Origin of the sequence: Helicobacter pylori Shi112 (assembly GCF_000277405.1) — a bacterium.
Lineage (GTDB): Bacteria > Campylobacterota > Campylobacteria > Campylobacterales > Helicobacteraceae > Helicobacter > Helicobacter pylori_C.
In genome coordinates, this window is record NC_017741.1 from 684,482 (window position 1) to 705,806 (window position 21,325).

Annotated in this window: 15 protein-coding genes and 3 pseudogenes; 1 reads left to right on the top strand and 17 read right to left on the bottom strand. The window is 39.8% G+C overall.

All coding sequences use genetic code 11. The annotated features are described in order from the left end of the window. Positions 1–100 precede the first annotated feature (100 nt). The 6 genes and pseudogenes from HPSH112_RS03380 to hopE form a co-directional block, all read right to left on the bottom strand. Complete coding sequence (locus tag HPSH112_RS03380) at positions 101–1,321, bottom strand: HD domain-containing protein (protein WP_000270532.1); 1,221 nt, start codon at positions 1,319–1,321, stop codon at positions 101–103. 186 nt (positions 1,322–1,507) lie between these two features. Further along, a pseudogene (locus tag HPSH112_RS03385) lies at positions 1,508–1,689 on the bottom strand (hypothetical protein); the annotation flags it as partial. Between the two features lie 78 nt (positions 1,690–1,767). Then, entirely contained in the window at positions 1,768–2,670 is a 903-nt protein-coding gene (locus tag HPSH112_RS03390; protein ID WP_000750991.1) for an SAM hydrolase/SAM-dependent halogenase family protein, read from the bottom strand. Positions 2,671–2,914: 244 nt separating this feature from the next. Beyond that, positions 2,915–3,253: a hypothetical protein gene (locus HPSH112_RS03395; RefSeq protein WP_001091049.1), complete on the bottom strand. Its 339-nt coding sequence runs from the start codon at positions 3,251–3,253 to the stop codon at positions 2,915–2,917. 4 nt (positions 3,254–3,257) lie between these two features. Beyond that, positions 3,258–4,190: a 16S rRNA (cytosine(1402)-N(4))-methyltransferase RsmH gene (gene rsmH / locus HPSH112_RS03400; protein ID WP_001169162.1), complete on the bottom strand. Its 933-nt coding sequence runs from the start codon at positions 4,188–4,190 to the stop codon at positions 3,258–3,260. Between the two features lie 190 nt (positions 4,191–4,380). Further along, positions 4,381–5,202 (bottom strand): Hop family outer membrane protein HopE, encoded by an 822-nt coding sequence (gene hopE, locus HPSH112_RS03405; RefSeq protein WP_000395381.1) that lies wholly within the window; start codon positions 5,200–5,202, stop codon positions 4,381–4,383. A gap of 175 nt (positions 5,203–5,377) precedes the next feature. On the opposite strand from hopE, the gene uvrA reads away from it, so the two are divergent. Then, a complete protein-coding gene (uvrA, locus tag HPSH112_RS03410; RefSeq protein ID WP_001163951.1) occupies positions 5,378–8,203 on the top strand; it encodes an excinuclease ABC subunit UvrA in 2,826 nt (941 codons plus the stop codon). Positions 8,204–8,310: 107 nt separating this feature from the next. On the opposite strand, the pseudogene HPSH112_RS08930 reads toward uvrA, so the two are convergent. From HPSH112_RS08930 to HPSH112_RS03470, 11 genes and pseudogenes are all read right to left on the bottom strand, one after another. Beyond that, positions 8,311–9,139: pseudogene (locus tag HPSH112_RS08930) on the bottom strand (hypothetical protein). Positions 9,140–9,243: 104 nt separating this feature from the next. Beyond that, the gene (gene flgR, locus HPSH112_RS03425; protein ID WP_000684498.1) at positions 9,244–10,389 is read right to left on the bottom strand and encodes a transcriptional activator FlgR; all 1,146 of its coding nucleotides are present in this window, start codon (positions 10,387–10,389) and stop codon (positions 9,244–9,246) included. Then, complete coding sequence (locus tag HPSH112_RS03430; protein ID WP_014662234.1) at positions 10,386–10,859, bottom strand: hypothetical protein; 474 nt, start codon at positions 10,857–10,859, stop codon at positions 10,386–10,388. Before HPSH112_RS03430 ends, flgR begins: the two co-directional genes overlap by 4 nt. Then, complete coding sequence (gene gyrA, locus HPSH112_RS03435; protein ID WP_001153690.1) at positions 10,859–13,339, bottom strand: DNA topoisomerase (ATP-hydrolyzing) subunit A; 2,481 nt, start codon at positions 13,337–13,339, stop codon at positions 10,859–10,861. Before gyrA ends, HPSH112_RS03430 begins: the two co-directional genes overlap by 1 nt. A gap of 19 nt (positions 13,340–13,358) precedes the next feature. Next, a complete protein-coding gene (locus HPSH112_RS03440) occupies positions 13,359–13,745 on the bottom strand; it encodes a diacylglycerol kinase (RefSeq protein WP_001279244.1) in 387 nt (128 codons plus the stop codon). Then, positions 13,738–14,766, bottom strand: coding sequence for a hypothetical protein (locus HPSH112_RS03445; RefSeq protein WP_000162092.1), 1,029 nt, complete (start codon positions 14,764–14,766; stop codon positions 13,738–13,740). The genes HPSH112_RS03440 and HPSH112_RS03445 overlap by 8 nt, the downstream gene beginning before the upstream one ends. Positions 14,767–14,773: 7 nt before the next feature. Further along, positions 14,774–14,889: pseudogene (locus HPSH112_RS08990) on the bottom strand (DUF262 domain-containing protein); the annotation flags it as partial. Between the two features lie 159 nt (positions 14,890–15,048). Continuing rightward, positions 15,049–15,549, bottom strand: a complete 501-nt coding sequence (locus HPSH112_RS03455) for an acetone carboxylase subunit gamma (RefSeq protein ID WP_012443347.1) — start codon at positions 15,547–15,549, stop codon at positions 15,049–15,051. Between the two features lie 16 nt (positions 15,550–15,565). Beyond that, entirely contained in the window at positions 15,566–17,863 is a 2,298-nt protein-coding gene (locus HPSH112_RS03460) for a hydantoinase B/oxoprolinase family protein (protein WP_001285101.1), read from the bottom strand. Positions 17,864–17,874: 11 nt separating this feature from the next. Beyond that, complete coding sequence (locus HPSH112_RS03465) at positions 17,875–20,016, bottom strand: hydantoinase/oxoprolinase family protein (protein ID WP_000650533.1); 2,142 nt, start codon at positions 20,014–20,016, stop codon at positions 17,875–17,877. A gap of 232 nt (positions 20,017–20,248) precedes the next feature. Further along, entirely contained in the window at positions 20,249–21,250 is a 1,002-nt protein-coding gene (locus HPSH112_RS03470; RefSeq protein ID WP_000465184.1) for a lipid A deacylase LpxR family protein, read from the bottom strand. Positions 21,251–21,325 lie beyond the last annotated feature (75 nt).

Consider the following 21,325-nt stretch of genomic DNA (forward strand, 5'->3'; position numbering starts at 1 on the left):
TAAAACATGCCTTTTAATGCTCTTTAGTTGGTTGTCTTCAACATGCTTTTGAGCATTTTTTAGATTTTATAACCAATACGCTATTAAATAGAGCTATAAATCACTTAAAATCCCTAAACAATTTCCCTAAATCCAAATCAAGCAGTTCTGTTTGGGATCGCAATTCTAAAAGGTTTTGAGCCCCTTTAATCAAATCGTTACTGGAAATGCCATGAGAAAGAGAGATTTGAGCTTCTAAAAACGCGCTCAAATGATCGCACACCTTCAAAAGCTCCCCACAAACCCCAAGATATTCATCGCTGTTATAAAGCGTGAATAATTCTTCAGCGTCTTTAGTGAAAATGATTTGATGGGACTTGTCTTTGTAGCGGTTTTTAAACTCGTTTTCGGTGAAATATTTCAAATCTTCTTGAACGCCCAAAGAGACAAAGGAATAGACTTTGTTTTGCATTTCCTTTTTTTCAATTTCTTTAATGCAGTTATCAAGCCCTGCAACGCTTTGTTTGATGGGCGTGATAATATCTCGGGTTAAAATCTCGGGTAAATCATGGAAAAGCCCGCCCAAAAAATGATTGATCCGCATGCTTTTACAAGCTTTTAAATCAAAGCTCAACAAATACCCCATGATCGCCACGCATAAGGTATGCCCTAAGACACTGGTTTGCGGCACTCTTGGGGTCTGGCTCCAGCGCTTTTGGAAACGCAACTGCCCAAACATGCTCACCAATTTTTTCAGATCTTCTTTTTCCCCAAAAAGCCCTTCAAACAAATGCTCGTTATTGTGGAGTTGCTTATCAATCTTATCTTTAATTTCTTTCACGCCATACATGTTGGGGTTAAAATGATAAATAATATCAAATTCCCACTTAGACGCATAAAAATGCGCGCTCTCTAAAATTTGAGTTTCTAAAACTTGGGGCCTGTGGCTTAAATACTCTTTTAATTCCTCTAAAGAAAAATACGCGCTGATTTCATCTTGCAAACTTTGCGCGACATAGGAGGCTAATTCTTGGCTGTGCGTTTGTTGGAGGGCGTAAAAAATAGGGGGTTTAATATCGGTTAAAACCAAGCGCTCCAAAAATTCAAAGCAAAAATACTTGATTAAAAGATCTAAATCCAAGTCTTTGCCCCTGTCTTTTAAATCTTTAGCGAGCAAATACGCAATCATCGCTTTATGGGCTTGCTTGTCTAATTCCACAAATTCCAAAGGGCATGCTTGGTCATTCCAACGCCTAATAGACGCACCCACAAACACACGCCTCAAAAATTTAGTTTTGAGTTTAGGGGCTTTTAGGAGTTTAATAGGATGAGCCGCATACATAACTTTCCTTTTTATACTATTTTGAATATTAAAGCTATGATCTTATTAGGAACTATTGATTTGATCACGCAAGTGAAAAACCTTAACGCACCACTACCAATACTAACTAAATCTTATTATACGAAAAAAAGACAAAAATAAGGCTTTTATTTAAAAAAATATTATTTCTATCAATTCTTTTCACGCTCAAAACACCCACCCATAATTAAAAACACCTTAAAAGCCCCTTCATTGAAAACAAAAGAGTTCGTATAATCGCCATTGCTAGAAACGACGCTAGCTTTTCTTTGGATTAAAGGAATGCTAATCCCTACAGAATATTTAGAATGCTTATAGCGGTAGTTCAATCCAGTAGCCACATCTAAATTTGGCATTAATTAGGCTGTGTTAATCAAAGTTTGATAGTTAAACCTTTAATAACCCCCTTAATTTTTCTAAAAAGCGCTTTACTTAGCGCACTTCTTTATATCAATATTCCAGTCAGCACCGGATTTAATTTGATATTTTTGCGCGAAATTATCCATATTCAGCGCTACAGAAACATTCAACAAGCTGTTTAGATAGACCAACGGCTGGCCTTCTAAAACATCGCCAAAGCTCGCAACATACGGCATTTTCCCTTCGTATTTTTTCTTGGAACCTTTAGAGATAGTTACACACAATATATCGTTGCGTTTGATCCCTGCTTGATTGAGCAATCTATCGCTGATATTGCTCCAAACATTGCCGTATTGGATATCAAGAATTGGGATATTACCCTTCACCTCCCCTTTTGTTGCTTTCGCTTTTTGATAAGGGATTTCAACAACCTTTGCGGGAAGCTCTGGCCCGATCTGCTCGAATGTGATCGCCCCAGAAGCCAAGCGCGCCCCAGTGTAAGCATACACATCACGACCATGGAAAGTATAGGATTTTTCAGAACCTTTCAAGCGGTTGGCTTTTTCATCAATTTCACGCACGCTATCAATCCCCAAAGTTTGCGCCACCAAAGTCAGCGTGCCGTTATCCGGTGAGACGAAATACTGGCCATTTTTAGTTTTCAATACCACCGATTTACGCTTAGTGCCTACGCCCGGATCAACTACGCTCACAAATACCGAACCTTGCGGCCAATAACTAGCGCTCTGATACAAGCGGTAAGCGCCCTCCCAGATGTTATACGGGGGGATTTCGTGCGTTAAATCAAAGATTTTAAGATTAGAATCAACGCTGAAAGCGACGCCTTTCATCGCCGAAACGGCCCCATCTTTTAGGCTAAAATCGGTTTGTAAAATCAAAGCGTTACTCGCACAAACAGACGATAACCCTATACACGCTGATAAAAACAACGCTAGAATCGTTTTTTTCATCTATATTATTTCCTGAATAACAAAAGTGGAGTGAATCGTTTTCTCATGGTTATCCTTTGTTGGCTTAAAGTGTTTTTATTATACCATTTAAGGGGATTGTTTGTTTGTTTTTTGAAATTTAAAGTTTTTACAAGGGATTAAAATTTCGTATTGAAACAAAATTTTAAAATAAGTCTTTTATATTAAAATAATTCAAAATGATTTATTATCAATTAGGCTCTCTTAAGGATAGGGGGTTTTTCACTTAAAACGCAATATCGCCAATATTTTCACTATTCTCTATATAGTATTTAAAGCGCTCTTTTTCTAATTCGTTTTTTAGGATTTGTTGCTCTTCTAAAAGCAAGCGTTTTTGATTTTCTAGGGTGTTGATTTTACGGCTAATGTAATAGATATTATTGCTTAAATAGATTTTAGGCGCTAACAGAGCTAAAAACGCGCCCCCAAAAACCAATACCCCTATTAAAGCCATTAAAGAAATCCCATGCTCTTGTTTGGGCGTTATCGCATCAAATAAGGCGTTTTTTTCACTTTCTTTAATACGCATCAAGTGATCTTGGTTTAGAATATTTTCTGTATTCATGTTTTTATGCCTGTGGCCTGAATTGAAACACTCTCATTTTAGCGCTTCGTGAACGCCTGTTGTTTTTAATTTCTTCTGGGCTTGGAGTGATGGGCTTTTTGGTTAAAATTTCGCCTAAAGCGTGATTGTTAGAGCAAGCGCATTTGAAACTTGAAGGATCGCAAATGCAATTTTTAGCGTAATCTTTAAAAGCGTTTTTCACTAACGCATCTTCTAAAGAATGGAAAGAAATCACGCACAAAATCGCTCCCTTAAGGTTTCTAGCGCATTGTAAAAACTCTTTTAATTCTTCTAATTCGCTATTAACTTCTATGCGAACGGCTTGAAACACCAAAGTCGCTGGATGGATTTTTTTATTTTTAGAAAGGGAGCTTAAAAAATCGCTCAAATCCTTAGCGTCTTTAAAGGGTTTTTTAGCGCGCCTTTCTGCAATTTTGTGGGCGATTTTTTTGTATTCTTTGATTTCGCCATAGTCTTTAAAGATTTTTTCTAACGCCACTACAGGATAAGAGTTGATGACTTTTTGAGCGTTCAAATCGCCCTCTAAATCCATGCGCATATCCAGAGCGTGCGAGTGGAAATTAAACCCTCTGTTATCATCATCAAGCTGTAAAGAGCTCACCCCTAAATCCACTAAAACCCCTTTAATCTCCTTGTTATGCGTTTCTAGGGCTTCTTTAAAGCGTTTGGCAAACCCCCCACTTAAGAGATTATAACGCCCTTCAAAGGCTTTCAATCGTTCTTTAGCGATTTCTTGAGCGAACTTATCCTTATCAATGCCAATGAGTTTCAGGTGCGGTTTTTGGGATAGAAGGGCTTTAGAATGCCCTCCTAACCCTAAAGTGCAATCTATCAAAACCCCTTCTTCTAAAGGCGTGAACGCTTGCAAAACTTCTTGCAACAAAACGCTTTGGTGCAAACTCTCTATTTTTTGCAAACAACCCCCTTAAAACCCCTAGATGAATTTTCCAAATGCCTACTCAATGGTATTGGTTTTGTTGGTTACGCTCAAAAGTTTCTTTATAACCAACCTCAGCTTTCAACCTTAGCTTTTTAAGATGCAAAAACCCAAATTAAAATCCTTTTTATAAAGACTAAAAGGGCTTAAAGATACCCTTTTAAAGGGTTTAAAAAGTGTAGTTATACCCTAAATAAAGCGAATAATCCCGTTTCAAATGGTAATAAAGATTAGTAGCGTTAGGACCCGCACTCAAAAACTTGTTGATGAGTAGCGGCACTCTCACGCCAAACTCCACGCCATTATGCTTGTAGATATTGGCTCTCACCCCAAAATTCAACCATACCTGAAAAGCGACGGTTGAAGTGTTGGTGCTATAAGGAGCGTTAGGGTTACAATAAGTAGGGGTGCAAACATCAGGACCTTTAGCTTCAATGATTTGCTCTTTCCAATAGTTTGCTGCTGAGCTTTTCCAAGTGTTACCGCCGATAGCGACCCCACCAAAAATACCAAAAGAAGCGTTGTCTTTATCAATAATATCAGCTAACAAATCGCTCCCCACACCCCAAGAAACCATATCCAACTGGATTTTATTAGGTGCATAAACTTGCTTGCCTAAATCGGCATGCCCGTAATCAAAAAGCCCATACACTCTAAAACCAAACCACTTGCTTGTCATGTCAAAAGACTTGAACTGGAAGAACTTCTTATAACCCACATTCAACCCAAAACCATTCAAAGCCCCATTAGCGTATTTGGAGTGCCAATTGATATTGGTGCCTCCTGGATTATGCTTATTAGCGGTAAGACCTGGGGGGCAACCTACAACACTCCCCGTGCAATCCCCTGTATTATAAATATTACTATTCAAACGGGCTTGTCCAAGCTGATAATTAGTCCCTATATAAACACCATCACCTTCGGCTAACAACGAAGAGCTTAAAACTGCGGATAGAAGCCCTAAAGCTACAAACTTTTTCATAAATTCCATTCCTTTACATTCCTATCTTTAAAATTGTCTCATAAAATAATAGCATGTTTATCCTTAATCAAGCAAATATTTTTAACTCTTATGAATAAGAAATGATAATAAAACCATTCTTTTTTGAAGTATAATAGCTCCTTTTAATCCACTTTCTTAATTTTAAGGAATTTTAAGGAAACTCTTGCAACATAAAACCATTATGGATAAGATCATTATTCAAGGGGCTAGGGAAAATAATCTCAAAAATATTTTTTTAGAAATCCCTAAAAACCAGTTTGTTGTTTTTACCGGATTAAGCGGTTCGGGCAAATCCACTCTGGCGTTTGACACTTTATACGCTGAAGGCCAAAGGCGTTATTTAGAGAGTTTGTCCAGCTATGCGAGGCAATTTTTAGACAAAGTGGGTAAGCCTGATGTGGATAAAATTGAAGGCCTAACCCCTGCGATTGCTATTGATCAAAAAACCACTTCTAAAAACCCTAGATCCACTGTGGGGACGATCACTGAGATTTATGATTATTTAAGGTTGTTGTTTGCAAGGATTGGGGAGCAATTTTGCCCCACATGTTTAGAGCCCATTAGTTCTATGAGCGCGAGCGATATTATTTCTCAAATCTGCCATTTAGAAGAAAATTCTAAAATCATTATTCTAGCCCCCATTATTAAAGATAAAAAAGGTTCGTTTAACGATAAATTAGAGAGCTTGCGTTTAAAGGGGTATGTGAGGGCTTTTGTTGATGGGGTGATGGTGCGTTTAGATGAAGAAATCCATTTGCACAAAACCAAAAAACACACCATTGAAGCGGTGGTGGATAGGGTGGTTATCAATAGCGAAAATTCTTCACGGATCGCTAGCGCAATAGAAAAAGCCCTTAAAGAAAGCTATGGGGAATTAGAAGTGGAAATCTTGCAAGACAATGCGCCAAGTATCAGGAAGCATTACAGCGAGCATAAGGCATGCTTTAAATGCAAGATGAGTTTTGAAGAATTAGAGCCTTTGAGTTTTTCATTCAATTCGCCTAAAGGGGCGTGCGAGAGCTGTTTGGGTTTGGGGACAAAATTCAGCTTAGACATTAGTAAGATTTTAGACCCTAACACGCCTTTAAATCAAGGAGCGATTAAAGTGATTTTTGGGTATAACCGCAGTTATTACGCTCAAATGTTTGAAGGCTTTTGCGAATACAATGGCATTGACACCGCGCTTTGTTTTAATGAATTGAATAAAGAGCAACAGGACGCTCTTTTATATGGGAATGGCACTGAAATCAGCTTTCATTTTAAAAATAGCCCTTTAAAACGCCCTTGGAAAGGCATTATCCAAATCGCTTATGACATGTTTAAAGAGCAAAAGGATTTGAGCGATTACATGAGCGAAAAAACCTGTTCTTCGTGCGAGGGGCATCGTTTGAAAGCCTCAAGTTTGAGCGTCCAAGTCGCTGGCTTGAAAATGGCGGATTTTTTAACTAAGCCCATTGAAGAGGTCTATCACTTTTTTAATGATCCCACGCATTTTAGCTATCTTAACGAGCAAGAAAAAAAGATCGCTGAACCCATTTTAAAAGAGATTTTAGAAAGGGTGTTTTTTTTATACGATGTGGGGCTAGGGTATTTGACTTTAGGGCGGGATGCGCGAACGATTAGCGGAGGGGAGAGCCAAAGGATACGAATCGCTAGTCAAATCGGGAGCGGTCTGACGGGGGTTTTGTATGTTTTAGACGAGCCTAGCATTGGCTTGCATGAAAAAGACACGCTCAAACTCATCAACACCCTTAGGAATTTGCAAAAAAAGGGGAACACGCTCATTGTCGTAGAGCATGACAAAGAGACGATTAAGCATGCGGATTTTGTTGTGGATATTGGGCCAAAGGCTGGAAGGCATGGGGGTGAAGTGGTTTTTAGCGGGAGCGTAAAAGATTTATTGCAAAACAACCATTCTACCGCCTTGTATCTCAACGGCACTAAAAAGATTGAGCGCCCTAAATTGGAACTCCCTAAAGAAAAGCATTTTTTAGAAATTAAAAATGTCAATATCAATAACATTAAGAATTTGAGCGTTCAAATCCCTTTAAAACAATTGGTGTGCATTACTGGGGTGAGCGGGAGCGGTAAAAGCTCGCTGATTTTACAAACCCTTTTACCCACCGCTCAAACCCTTTTAAACCATGCTAAAAAAATTCAAAGCTTGAATGGGGTGGAGATTGTAGGGTTGGAGCATTTGGATAAAGTGATTTATTTAGACCAAGCCCCCATAGGCAAAACCCCACGAAGCAACCCTGCCACTTATACAGGAGTGATGGATGAAATCAGGATTTTATTTGCCGAGCAAAAAGAAGCTAAAATTTTAGGCTATAGCGCGAGCCGTTTTAGCTTTAATGTTAAAGGGGGGCGGTGCGAGAAATGCCAAGGCGATGGGGATATTAAAATAGAAATGCACTTTTTGCCTGATGTGTTGGTCCAATGCGATAGCTGTAAGGGCACTAAATACAACCCCCAAACTTTAGAAATCAAGGTGAAAGGCAAATCCATTGCCGATGTGTTGAACATGAGCGTAGAAGAAGCCTATGAATTTTTTGCTAAATTCCCTAAAATCGCTGTGAAGTTAAAAACCCTTATAGATGTGGGATTAGGCTATATCACTTTAGGGCAAAACGCTACGACTTTAAGCGGGGGGGAGGCTCAAAGGATCAAATTAGCTAAAGAATTGAGCAAAAAAGACACAGGCAAAACCCTTTATATTTTAGATGAGCCTACCACCGGTTTGCATTTTGAAGATGTGAATCACCTTTTACAAGTCTTGCATTCTTTAGTGGCGTTAGGCAATTCCATGATAGTGATTGAGCATAATTTAGACATCATCAAAAACGCTGACTACATTATAGACATGGGGCCTGATGGGGGGGATAAGGGCGGGAAAGTCATTGCGAGCGGCACGCCTTTAGAAGTGGCGCAAAATTGCGAAAAAACCCAAAGTTATACGGGAAAATTTTTAGCTTTGGAATTGAAATAGCTTACGCATGGGGTTTGTTTGTGAAAGAGAATGAACTACCGAAATTATAAAAAATACTAAAAAGCATTTTTTATAATTAATAGTAAAAAGCTTGATTTTACAAGATTTTATTTATTATTGTTATTGTTTCCCTTCCGCATTAGAATCGCCTGAATGGGATCTTTGCCGAGGAGGTTGCCAAACAGGGGCCCTTTTGACAACTCATAAAACACCCTGCTTGTTATTTTAACGGCTTCCCTCTTTGAGTCTTTAAGATATTTGGGGAATTGCATTTTAACTTCTCTATCAATCATAGATCCCCACTTTTTATAGCGGAATTTGATCACGAATTTTGTTTCTCGTATCCGCTCTACCTTGCAACTCCTAAACCCAACCTCCAAATACTTTCTCATCAACCACTCAATGTTGTAAGGCCCTCTATCCAAAAAAACGCCTGATATTTGCAGAATTAGCTTCATAATATATTGCAGGCTCGCCATTTTCAAGCAAATCAGCAAGAGTGGTGTTGTTATTATCAATCATAGGGGGCACATAAAACCCTAAACACTCATCAACCTCTAATTCCTTAACGATAAACAATTTGCAATTAATAAAATCACCATCCTTATCATTAAGAACATCAATGATTTTATAGGAGCTACCATGCCCATAATAGAGCGAGTTAGGTTTCTGTGGTTCTTTATTAGCCTTTAATCCATTAAATTCATCAAAAATACCTTCCATGAAATTATCACCATTTGCTAAAGCGGTTTTGCTATTCAATCTAACAATCGTTTCCCTATTCAATTGAACAATAACTTCGCTAGTCTCTTTATCCACTCCAACACCAATCGCTCTATAGCCAAATCTATCCACTCTTTTACTCAATTTGTTACACAACAAACCATGCAACTCCTTGTTTTTTAATTTCTTAACCATAAAATCATTCGCTAACATAAAAACTCCCCATTAATTGAACCCTCATCTTTAAATCCCTTTAAGCAAAAATCCCAAATTAAGCGTTTCTAATAAATGCTTTTTAATAACTCCATGAAATGATACTACCTTTCCAAAAACAAATCTTTTTCTTGGATTTCTGCTCCTTCGCTTAAAATCGCCGCTCTCTCCACGACGCCTAAAAGCTCTCGTACATTCCCATGCCAAGAATATTCTAAAAGGCGTTTTGCGGCGTTTTTTGAAAAGGATTTTGGCCCCAAATGATACGCATCGCACACTTCTTTAAGCTTGATTTCAGCAATGGGTAAAATCTCTTCTACCCTCTCTCTTAAAGGTGCAATAACTATAGGCACAATTTGCAGGCGGAAGAACAGATCCTCTCTAAATTCTTTCGCAGCGATTTTTTCTTTCATGTTAGCGTTGGTAGCGGAAATGAAACGAACATCAATTTTAACGCTCTTATTATCCCCAAGGCGCGTGATTTCTTTTTCTTGAACCACTCTTAAAAGTTTGCTTTGCAATTGAATGGGCATTTCAGCGATTTCATCTAAAAAGATCGTGCCTTTATGAGCGCTTTCAAAAAGCCCCATTTTAGGAGCTGTGGCGTCCGTGAACGCCCCTTTTTGATACCCAAAAAGCTCGCTTTCTAATAAATGCTCTGGGATAGCGGACATGTTGATTGCTATAAAAGGGTGTTTGGAGCGTTGCGAATGCTGGTGGATGAAATGAGCAAAAACCTCCTTACCCACCCCGCTTTCACCTAATAGCATGACATTAGCGTCCGTGCTTGCGACTTTTAAGGCTTGGCGTTTGCTCTCTTCTAACGCTTTTGAAGCGGCTAAAAAGCTGTGTTTGTGTGGTTTTTTTAAAGGTTTTTCTAAAGGGTGTTTTTTTTGAAATTCTAAAACTTTTTTGGTGCGATAGATGGACTCTAAAAGCAATTCTGGTTTAAAAGGCTTTTGGAAAAAGTCTTTCACGCCTAAACGAATGGAATCAATGGCTTTATTCAAGGTCGCATTACCGGTAATCACAATGGATTCATACTTGCCTTCTAAAAGGCGTAAAAATTCCAAGCCGTCCATATGGGGCATGTTAATATCCGTGATGACTAAATCAAAGCTTTCATCTAATTTGGCTAAAGCGTCTTTAGGGTTTTTAAAACTCACAATCTCTAAATCGTCTTGAAGCTCAAAAAAAAGCTCCAGGCTTTTACGCATGTTAATATCGTCTTCTACAATGGCGATTTTCATTCTTCTTCCTTTCTAAAAATATCTAAAAATAGTGCATCTCCCACCAAACTCGCTCTAACGCTTAAGGCTTTGAGGTTGAGAATGCTTGTGGTGGTGGTGCCGTTTTTATAGCTGTGATCATAATGCGTGATAGCGACTTGGCTTTTTAAAATGCAGTCTATGACTCGCTCTTTTTCTTTTTTTAACGCTATTTCTAAAAGAAAGCGTTCTAACTTTACTGGGAGCAAGGATTCTTTCAAATCGGGTGAGTTGCGAATAATAATGGAGCAATGATAGTCTAAAACATAGGGGGCTGTTTTGATGCGGCTAACGATAGGTTTAGAAACAGAATACTCTTCGCCTATCACTCTGGAATCAACGATTTTCAAGCGATACGAAATTAAAAATTCTTGATTTTCTAGGGGGTTTAGAGCATACAAAGAAACCCCTAAAAAATACAATAAAAAATAAAAGAATGAAAAGAAACGCATCACTCAAACAATTGTGTGGGAGGGTTTTCTAAATTTTCTGGCTCTTCTTCTTTGGGGCAAGAATTGGCATACACGACTTTATCGGCAGTGTCTATGAGTTTTACCCCACTGGTATTTCTTCCGATGGTTTCTTTAATGTCTTTAATAGAAACTCTGATCATTTTCGCGCTTGCGGTAAGGATCATCAAATCCAGGTTTTCATCATCCACGCTGATAACGCTCACTAGATTGCCGGTTTTTTGAGTGAGCTTCATGCCAATGATCCCCTTACCTCCACGAGATTGCTCTCTATACGCTTCGGCTAAAGTTTGCTTGCCAAGCCCGTTTTCACTCACGCTCAAAAGCTTGTTGCTGTCATCGTTAATAACGACCGCACCGACAACAAAATCATTTTCATTCAATCTAATCCCTCTAACCCCACGAGTGCTTCTTCCGATCTCGCGCACATCTTCTAAAGGGAATTTAATGAAAAGGCCCAAATACGATGCGATGAGCAAATGTTTAGCGTTTTTATCCACAATTTTTGCGCTCACCAATTCATCGCCCTCATCTAAAACAATCGCTCTCATACCGTTATAGTTGCTGTCAAATTCGCTCAAGTTGGTGCGCTTCACCACACCTTTTTTGGTGAAGAAAGCTAAAGAGCGTTCATCGCTAAAGTCTTTGGTGCTTAGAGTCGCCATGATCTTTTCATCAGGAGCGAGCGAGATTAAATTCACGATGGCTTTACCCATAGCGATCCGGCTCGCTTCTGGGATCTTATAGACTTTCAAACGATACAACTGCCCCTTGTTGGTGATAAAGAGCAAAATATCATGCGTGTTAGCCACAAAAAAGTTTTCAATGAAATCGTCTTCATAAGTGTTGCCTGAAAGCTTGCCCTTACCGCCACGATTTTGCCTTTCATAAGCTTTCAAATCCACTCTTTTCACATAGCCTTTATAGCTCATGCTCACCACCATAGGCTCATTAGCGATCAAATCTTCTATGTCAATATTTTCATAAACTTCTTGAATCTCAGTGCGCCTTTGAGAGGAAAATTGCTCTTTGACTTCTAAAAGCTCTGTTTTGACGACTTTATTCAAGCGATCTTCGCTCTTTAAAATGCCATTGAGATCACTAATAAGCTCTAACAAGTTTTGGTATTCTTCTTTGATTTTATCTCTTTCAAGGCCTGTTAAGCGCTGCAAACGCATTTCTAAAATGGCTTTGCTCTGGATTTCGCTCAAAGTAAAACGCTCCATTAAGGCGTCTTTAGCCGCTTCTGGGCTTTGGCTTGTTTTAATGAGTCGCACGATTTCATCAATATTGTCTAATGCGATCAAATAGCCCTCTAAAATATGCGCTCTAGCTTTAGCCTTCTCTAATTCAAAAATAGTGCGTCTTATAATAATGGTTTTTCTGTGGTTTAAAAAAAGGCGCAACAACTCTAAAAGCGTGAAAATCTTAGGCTCTTTATTGTAAATAGCGAGTAAAATGATGCTAAAAGTGGTCTCCATGGTGGTGAGTTTGTAGAGGTGGTTTAAGACAATTTCACTCATCGCATCTCTTTTTAATTCAATCACCACTCTAATGCCCTCTCTATCGCTCTCATCGCGCACTTCGCTAATGCCTTCAATTTGTTTTTCTCGCGCTAAATCGCTGATTTGTTCCACTAATTTGGCTTTATTGGTTTGAAAAGGCATTTCATCTAAAACGATGATTTCTTTATTTTTCGTCTTTTCCACATGCACTTTGGCGCGCACTTTCACGCGCCCTCGCCCCGTTTTATAGGCTTCAATAATACCCGCCTTGCCATAAATGATCCCGCCAGTGGGAAAGTCAGGCCCTTTGACAAATTCTAAAATTTCATCTAATCCAGCGTTAGGGTTTTCTAAGACATGCACTAAAGCGTCTATGATTTCATCAATCCTGTGAGGGGGGATAGAAGTCGCCATCCCTACAGCGATCCCATTAGCCCCATTGACTAAAAGGTTAGGCAGACGGCTTGGTAAAATATCGGGCTCTTTTAAGGTGTCATCGTAATTAGGCACAAAATCAATGGTGTCTTTATCAATATCCCTTAAAATTTCTTCACTCGCCTTGGTCATTCTGGCTTCAGTGTAACGCATCGCCGCAGCGTTATCGCCATCAATAGAGCCAAAGTTGCCTTGCCCATCCACTAATTCCAAACGCATAGAAAAATCTTGCGCCATTCTTACTAGCGCATCATAAACCGCGTTATCGCCATGGGGGTGGTATTTACCAATCACATCACCCACGATCCTAGCGCTTTTTTTATAAGCGACTTTGGAAGTGAGGCCTAATTCATGCATCGCATACAAAATACGCCTATGCACGGGCTTTAAGCCATCTCTAGCGTCCGGTAAAGCGCGCCCTATGATCACGCTCATTGAATAAGCTAAATAGCTTTCTTCAATAGAAGAATCAATCCCCACTTCTACAATATTTTTTGTTTCATTGATTAAATTATCTTGCATGTGTCTCCCTAAAATTTCATTACTCCAAATAAAGCGTTAAAAGATAACGCCCCCAAATGAAAGCCCAAAAAATAAGCCCTATCAGTTGGGCTGAACTGGCCATGTCTTTAGCCTTTTTAGCTAAAGGGTGGAACTCTTTGCTGGTAAAATCCACAGCCTTTTCAATAGAGCTGTTGATCAATTCAATGACCACCGACAAAAAACAAGGCAAGATCAATAGCCCCCATTCTAAAAAATCTTTAATCAGATAGCTCGCTAGAACGATACAAAAAAGAGCCAAGATGGCAATTTGCCTGAACGCGCTCTCTTCAACCCATGCGCATTTAAGCCCGTCTTTAGAATAAAAAAGGGCTTTAAAAAGGCGTTTAAACCCTTTAGCTTTGGGGGGGACTTTGAAATCACTCATGGCTTATTTTGTAAGATTGAAAGAAATTCACGCTAAGACTTTCTAACAAGGCGTTAAAAGTCAGCTTGGCGTTGTCTTTAGCTTGGGCGTTAAGAGCGATTTGGGATCGTTTGTCTTTAGCCATAGAAACAAAGGCTTGCAACAATCCTTTAAAATTTTGTTGGAGCTTTGCATCGTCTTTAAAGTGGGATTGGAACAAGGCCATAAAATATTTTTCTAAAGAAGCTAACGCGCTTTCATAAGAGACGCTAGGGGTTTGAGAACGCAAGCTAAAATAAGGGGAAAAAAAGCCCAAACTCTCTTTATTTTGGTGATAAAAGGCGTCTAAAAGGTTTTTAAGATGGCGCGCTTGGATAGAAACACCCAACTTTGGCACTAAAAAACGCAGTTTGTCTTGCAACTCTTCTATGGCTTTAGCGTCTTTAGAACTCAAGGTTTTAAAAATATTTTTAAGGGAGAGATTTTCTTGCGCCTCCATTAAGCCCTCTTGAAAAAAAGTGTAAGCAAGGATATTTTCTGCATTAGTCAAATCGCATTTTAAATGGTCGTTTAAGGTTTTTTCATCTAAAGCGTTGAATTTTAAAAAGCAATTCAAGCGCGTGGGTTTAATTTTTTCCAATAAGGCATTCAAGTCTTTTAGGGGGATTTGATGGATTTTTTGCTGAATGGATTGTTCTAAAATAGGGGATTTGATTTGAGAATGGACAGAAAGGACAAGAGAGCTCTTATCTAAAGAATTGAGCTTAATACTCAAATTTTTAAAATCCATAATAGGGGAGTTTTGAGAATCTAAAAAACTGATCTCTTTAGAAACGCATGCAATTTTAAAAAACCCCTCGCATTCAAAAGGAGCACCTACAATCCCCACGCCCTTAATCTTAGGGCGTTGATCTAAATAAGCGTTAAGATAAGCGGTTAAAGATTTTTTAACCGACATGCTAGTAAAGAAGATAAACACCCCTAAAAGCACGCAAATTAAAGCCCCGATAACCACCATCCAAGACATGAATTTTTTAGTCAAAAAAACCCTTTATTGAAAGCATAATGATAGAACTCATAAAATACATTTTCTTATTTTTAGAATAGAAAATATCGTGTTTGTTAGGGCAAAAAAATCGTTAGTAATGCCTTGTGTTACTTTCATAGCTTTTCCTTTTAGGTGGATTAAAATTATACCGAGTATTAAATCAAAAAAAAAGAAAAAAGCTTAAATTTTTTAATTTGCAACTAAATTTGTTAGGAGTGAAGAAAATCTGCTTGAGTTAAATTAACCCAAGCTTGTCATATAAAGGATTGAGCGCTCTTAGCGTCTTTCTGGGGGCTGTATGCCTAGCCAATCTTTATAAAACGCCTCTATATCAGGCTCAAAATCATGGATCACAGGATACCAAGGAGTTGGGGCTTCAACATCTAAAAGGATGCCGCAATCCGGGCAAATATACTCCCGATACACTTGCCAGTTAGTATCGCTGGCTAAGAGTTTAGGATACACCTCTTCCATTTTTTCTGCCGTATCGCGCACATAGATGTTTGCATGCAATTTCCAGTTCTCCTCTGGAGCGCAAAACGCATGACCGCATGAACACTTGATCGCCCACTTTTTTTGCGGGTCTTGCACCACAAACAAATGCGGCCCCAAGGGTAGGACGATTTTGTCATCAAAATCTACCTTATCTTGCAACACCTTCAAATACATTTGGAATCTTTCATGATCTTTAGGCATGCTAAGCATTTTTAAGACAGTGTTCCAATCCAAGTTCCCCTCTACCAAATTTTTAATTTGTTCTTGTGTGTATTTTGACATAACCATTCTCCTTTCTTTATTTCTCATCAACCAACACAACCGTGCGCACATCAGGCAATTTATTCAAATCCATCCTGTATTTAGACCCATAGGTGAATACACCAAGCTCATCTTCTTTCACGCTCCAGCTCTTTGGCAAGTTCCAGAATGTTTTAAAATCGTTTAAAAACTTAGGCGAAAGATCAAAACTAGTCGCATACATGTGCTTAACCTGTTTGGAAGCCTCTTTTTCAAGGATAGCGTTTCTTTCTTGCTCCATCCATTGTTTTACCGGTATGGATCTAGCCTTTCTGTTTTCAAGAATTTCTTTTCTTCTAGCCTTAGTTTTGGCTTCATCGCCGACCCACACGCCGTCTTTATTTTGACTCACCACCGCACCATAAACCTTGTAAGCGTATTCTGGCAATAGCTGTTTGCTGTTGAGATCTTCTAAAATCGCATTCAAATCCCTTTCAATCGGATCGCCAAATCCAGGACCGCCTTTGATGTAATTCAAATACAAGTCATAATTATCAAAGCAGTTCTCGGTGGTGATGCACTGCTTATCCCTTTTAACTTGAGACGCATGAGAAATGTGTTTTTCATAATCTCTATCAGTTGGGTTAAAATCGCCCCCCAAAGGCAAGCTGGCGTTATTTTTAATCCTGTTTTCTAAATCGGTGTTGTGCGCTTCAAACCTATAGCCACTAGCCGCTGGATAGCCCCCCATCATACCCCAATCGCTATTCATATAGCCATTACCCATAAAGAACATGGTCCAATCATGTGCACCCCACACCATTCTTAAGGTTTCAAACCCATTACCGCCTCGATATTTTCCATACCCACCGGTATTGGCTTTGACATTCCTGCCTAGATAAAGGAGAGGCTCTGCCATTTCCCAAATTTCAACATCGCCCATATCGCCCTCTGGATTCCAAATAGCCGCTGCGTGATTCAAGCCGTCTTTTATCGCGCAAGCTCCAGTCCCACAAGAACTCGTCTCAAAGCTATTCACCGCATGGATTTCTCCATCCTGGTTGATACCACCGCCTTGCAGCCAATTGGAAGTGTTAGCGTTTCCGGAATTGACCTCTTCTAAATACCCTCGGCTGTAATACGCTTGAGATAAGCCTCTCCACAAAGCGCTCCAGCCTGATACCAAGAAATGCCACGCATAAGCATGCCCGGTGCGCCTGTCATCTGGATTCATCCAAGTCCCTTTTTTGAGCCTGAACTGCGTAGCGAAATAAGCGCCATCATTGATGCGAGAAGTGGGTATCAGCGTTTGAGTCATCATCACCCAAATACCGCTAGTGAAAGACACTTGGTTGCAATTAAAAGAGTGCCATCCCCACCTAGACGCGCCTTCAAAATCTAATTTCCATGTAGCGTCTTTATTGATAGTGATTTCCACAGGAGAGTGCATGATTGTGTCTAGCTTAGCAAATTCAGAGCACACGCCAATATCCTTATGTGCATAAGGCACATCCACAAACGCTACCTTTCTATACTTGCCTGGTATGGTCATGGATTTGATCCTAGAGATAAGACCTCTTCTGCCCTCTTCAATCACCTCATCAATAAATCGCATGTAAGAATCAATGCCATCTTCTTTAATGACTTCCATCACTAAATCTCTAATCATATGGCACCCTGCAATCCTAGTCCTTTCATCTAGAATCCAATATTTAGGCGTGCGAACCGATCTTTGAGATTCATGCAACCAATCTTTAAAGCTTTCATCGTTCGCTCCTGTCTTACGGCAAGTGATCATGTATCCATCCCCAAATCTTTGAACCTGTCCAGTGCTCATCGATCCTGGAGTAACCGAACCGGTATCAATCACATGCGTAACGCCACCTACCCACCCAATCAATTTTTCATCGTGGAAAATAGGCACAAGAGTCATAATATCGCATGGGTGCACATTCCCAATCGCGCAGTCGTTATTGGTGAAAATATCCTTGTCATTGATACCGGGGTTATCTTCCCAATTATTCTCTACCATGTATTTGATAGCTGATCCCATAGTGCCTACATGGATAATGATACCCGTAGAAGTCAGCACGCTATCGCCCACAGCGTTATAAAGCGTGAAACACAATTCCCCCTCTTGCTCAACAATAGGGCTTGCCGCAATCCTTTTAGCTGTTTCTCTGGCATGCACGATACCGCCCCTTAGTTTAGAGAACATCTTCTCATAACCGATCGGATCTCTTTCTTTAAACTCTAGTTTTTTGAGACCATTATAATGCCCTGTTTTTTCTGTCCTGGCTAGGATTTCATCTCTAGCTTGTTTTAAAGTTTTGCCGTTTTTCAATAAATTTGCCATTTTGAACTCCTTTATTTAATTTCTTTCAAGTGGAACAATCGGTGTTTGTCTAGTCTTGTCGCAAAGCCTTTGGGTATCACGAAAGTGGTCGCATCTGATTCCACGATCGCAGGCCCTATGACTTCATTTCCAGGCAATAATTTTTCCATTTGCCACACATCTGCATCCACCCATTTTTTATGCCGATAGAATTTTCTAACGCCTATTTTGGCTTCTTTTGGGGGCGTAGCACCATGCTCTTTTTCAACCGGAATTACAGGTTTTTGCGTAGCCACAACACCACGCATGATCACGCCGGTCACGCTAAAACCAAGCTCTGGAGAACACGCTGATTCGGAATAAACACGAGCGTAGGTTTTTTCATATTCTTTGACAATCTCTTCCCAATCAGCCACGCTTGCAGCTTTTGACACAGGAGAAGTGATCTCTAAATCATTCAATTGCCCCATATACTGCATCCTGTATCCAGGTCTTAAGATCACATCTTTTTGAGAAAATCCATTGATCTTGAACTCTTCAATCACTTTGAGGGTCAATTCATCCCATGCGTCTTGAATGATTTTGCATGCTTCTACTTTTGACTTGTCTGAAGAATACTGCGGAATAGCAATATCCACGCTCTTATCGTATCTGTATTCAAAATCAGCGCAAGCGCAACCAAAAGCGCTAAATCCAGCCGCCCACGCAGGCACTACCACATCCTTAAACCCTAAGCCTTCTGTATAGCCATAGGTATGCACAGGCCCCGCACCACCATACGAAAAACACACAAAATCAGACGGGCTATACCCTTTAGCGCTAATATTGGATCGCAAGTATTCTTTAAGCTCCAAATCAAGCAACTCAATCACACCCGCAGCCGCATCTTCTACGCTAATGCCTAGCGGATCAGCGATTTGTTCTTTAATGTGTTTTTTAGCCCTATCCACATCTAATTTGATCAAACCACCTAAGAAATTATCCGGGTTCAAATAGCCTAAAACAATATGGCAATCGGTTACTGAAACCGTGTCTAATCCGCTGTCTTTCCAACAAGTGCCAACCCTATACCCCGCACTGTCAGGCCCTAGTTTGACAGATCGGCTGTGTGGATCAATGCGCACAAAACTCCCCGCACCTGCACCAACGGAATCCATAGCCACAAGCGGTAGAGATAAAACAAGGCGTGCCATATCAGGGTCAGAAGCGATGTTGAAATTGCTCTTAACGATAAGCGCCATATCAAAGCTCGTGCCGCCAATATCGCTGCATGCAATATTGTCATAACCAAGCGTTTCGCCTAGCAATTTAGATCCGATCACGCCTCCAATAGGACCGCTCACGATCGTTCTGGCAAGCTCTTTAGCCTTCCAACTAATAGTGCCTCCATGTGTTGCCATCACCCTAAGATCAAATTTAGCGCCATGCTCTTTGAAGCGGTTGCTGACTTTAGAGAGAGTTTGCCTGCTTGGCTCAGCCGCATAAGCTTCTAAGATAGTGGTGTTCATTCTGTGGCTTTCTTTTCTTTGAGGGTAGTAATCCACCGAAGCGAATACAGGAACATTTTTACCCAATTTTTCAATCTCTTTTAACGCTATATCTCTAACGATCCGCTCGCTTTCAGCGTTTTTATGAGATTGCAACAAGCAAATCACAATGGCCTTTGCGCCTGCTTCTAAAAGCTCCTTAACAGCAACTTTAATCTCTTCTGGGCGCACTGGGATAACCACTTGCCCCTTGACATCGGTTCTTTCTGTAACGCCTCTAATCCTTTTTAAAGGAATCAGCGGATCATCATACTTGTGCGTGTTGATATGCAACCTTTCTTCTAGCGCATACCCCAAGTAGGATTGCAACGCTCTGCCCATAGAATGCATTTGCTCAAAACCCTTATTACAAATTAGGCCCACTTCCATCCCACGCCTTTGGACGACCCGATTGAGCATCGCCGTGCCTGAGTAAACGCAAGTGACCAACTCTGGATAAACCTTATTCACATCCGATTCCCAGTGCGATAAAGCGTCTTGTGAGCTATTGTAAATAGCTAAGCTCTCATCTTCTGGGTTGCTTTGGGCTTTACCAACTACGAAACTGCCATTTTCTTTCACAAAAAATGTGTCCGTCATGGTGCCGCCGGCATCAATACCCATCACCTGAACTTTTGCGTCTTTCATTTTTTAGACTCCTTAGTATTAATGTGTTGCTCGAGGTAACCTATCAAGGTAACCTGTTTGAATTATAGGACAAATTTTAAAATGGAAATCATTTTTTTTTTTAAAGCCAGTCAATAACAATGTAAAAATTTGGTGTATAAAGTGAAGAATAGTAATAAGTTCATTCAAAGAATACCATATATATATATATATATATATATATTAGGAAGAAAAATATTAAACCTATATTAAATCAAAAAGCAAAATTCAATTCTAAAGTGCCGATTTGATGGTGTTTAGGCTGGGATTGAAAGGTTTTACTAATATCGGTGATCGTAAAAGCCACCCTAAAGCTGCGCCACATCATCGCCGCTCCTATTTCACTGGCATAAACAAAGTATTCCAAATTAGCAATACCCCTAGTTTCAGGGCTATTGCCTTGAATGAAGATGTTAAGGGGTTGGAAGCGCCCAAAAGCCCCTACAAAAAAATAGATGGAAAATTTATCGCTATAAGGCATGCCTCCATCAAAAGCGGTATTGACCTTATTGACACCATAATCAGCGTCCAGGTTATACCCAGCCCTAAAGAGCGAGCCTAGTTGGAAATAATCCCTCGCATTACCCAATTCCACATTAAACCCAGGCATTAACTCCATAGAAAAAAAACGAGTCTTTAAAAGGGGGACTTTTTTGAGCAATTGGTAGTGCAATTCAAAGATAAATTCGTTTTTGAGCTGCGTGTTCCAGCCATAAAATTGGGGGTCATGACCCCATTTATGAATGAGATGCTGCGTTTGAGCGGCCAAAGAATCTTGCCCTGTCGTTCCTAAAGAAAGCGTGAATAACTCCATGAAAGTTTGATGGCGGTTATACACATTCAAATTCACCCTCAAATACCCCCCATAAGGGTGGTTGTCATGCAAATGCACCAGTTTTCTGTTTTCAAGTGAAGGGGTATACATGTCTTGGGCGAGAGAAATGCCAAAACGAGTAACCCTAGGGCTTTTATTGAAAAACCCTAAATACGAAGTCCATTTCATCGCTTTATTTTTAGAAAAATCAAACTCTTTAGTAGAAAAGCCTATTTGATTGCCTGCGGTATAATACTCATCAATGTAAGGGTTGATATAACCATCATTTTCAGTCATCAAATTGATAGAATAGCGTTTAGAGGGCGTTAATGGGGTAAGAATATCCTCTTTTGCCCATGCAAACATTCCTAATAATAAACATAAAATAAATTTGAAAAACAAAACACTTCCTCTTAGGTTATTATGGGGTTATTGTAACGAAATAAGGCTTAATTGCAAGAGCGTTTAAGGGGTAGA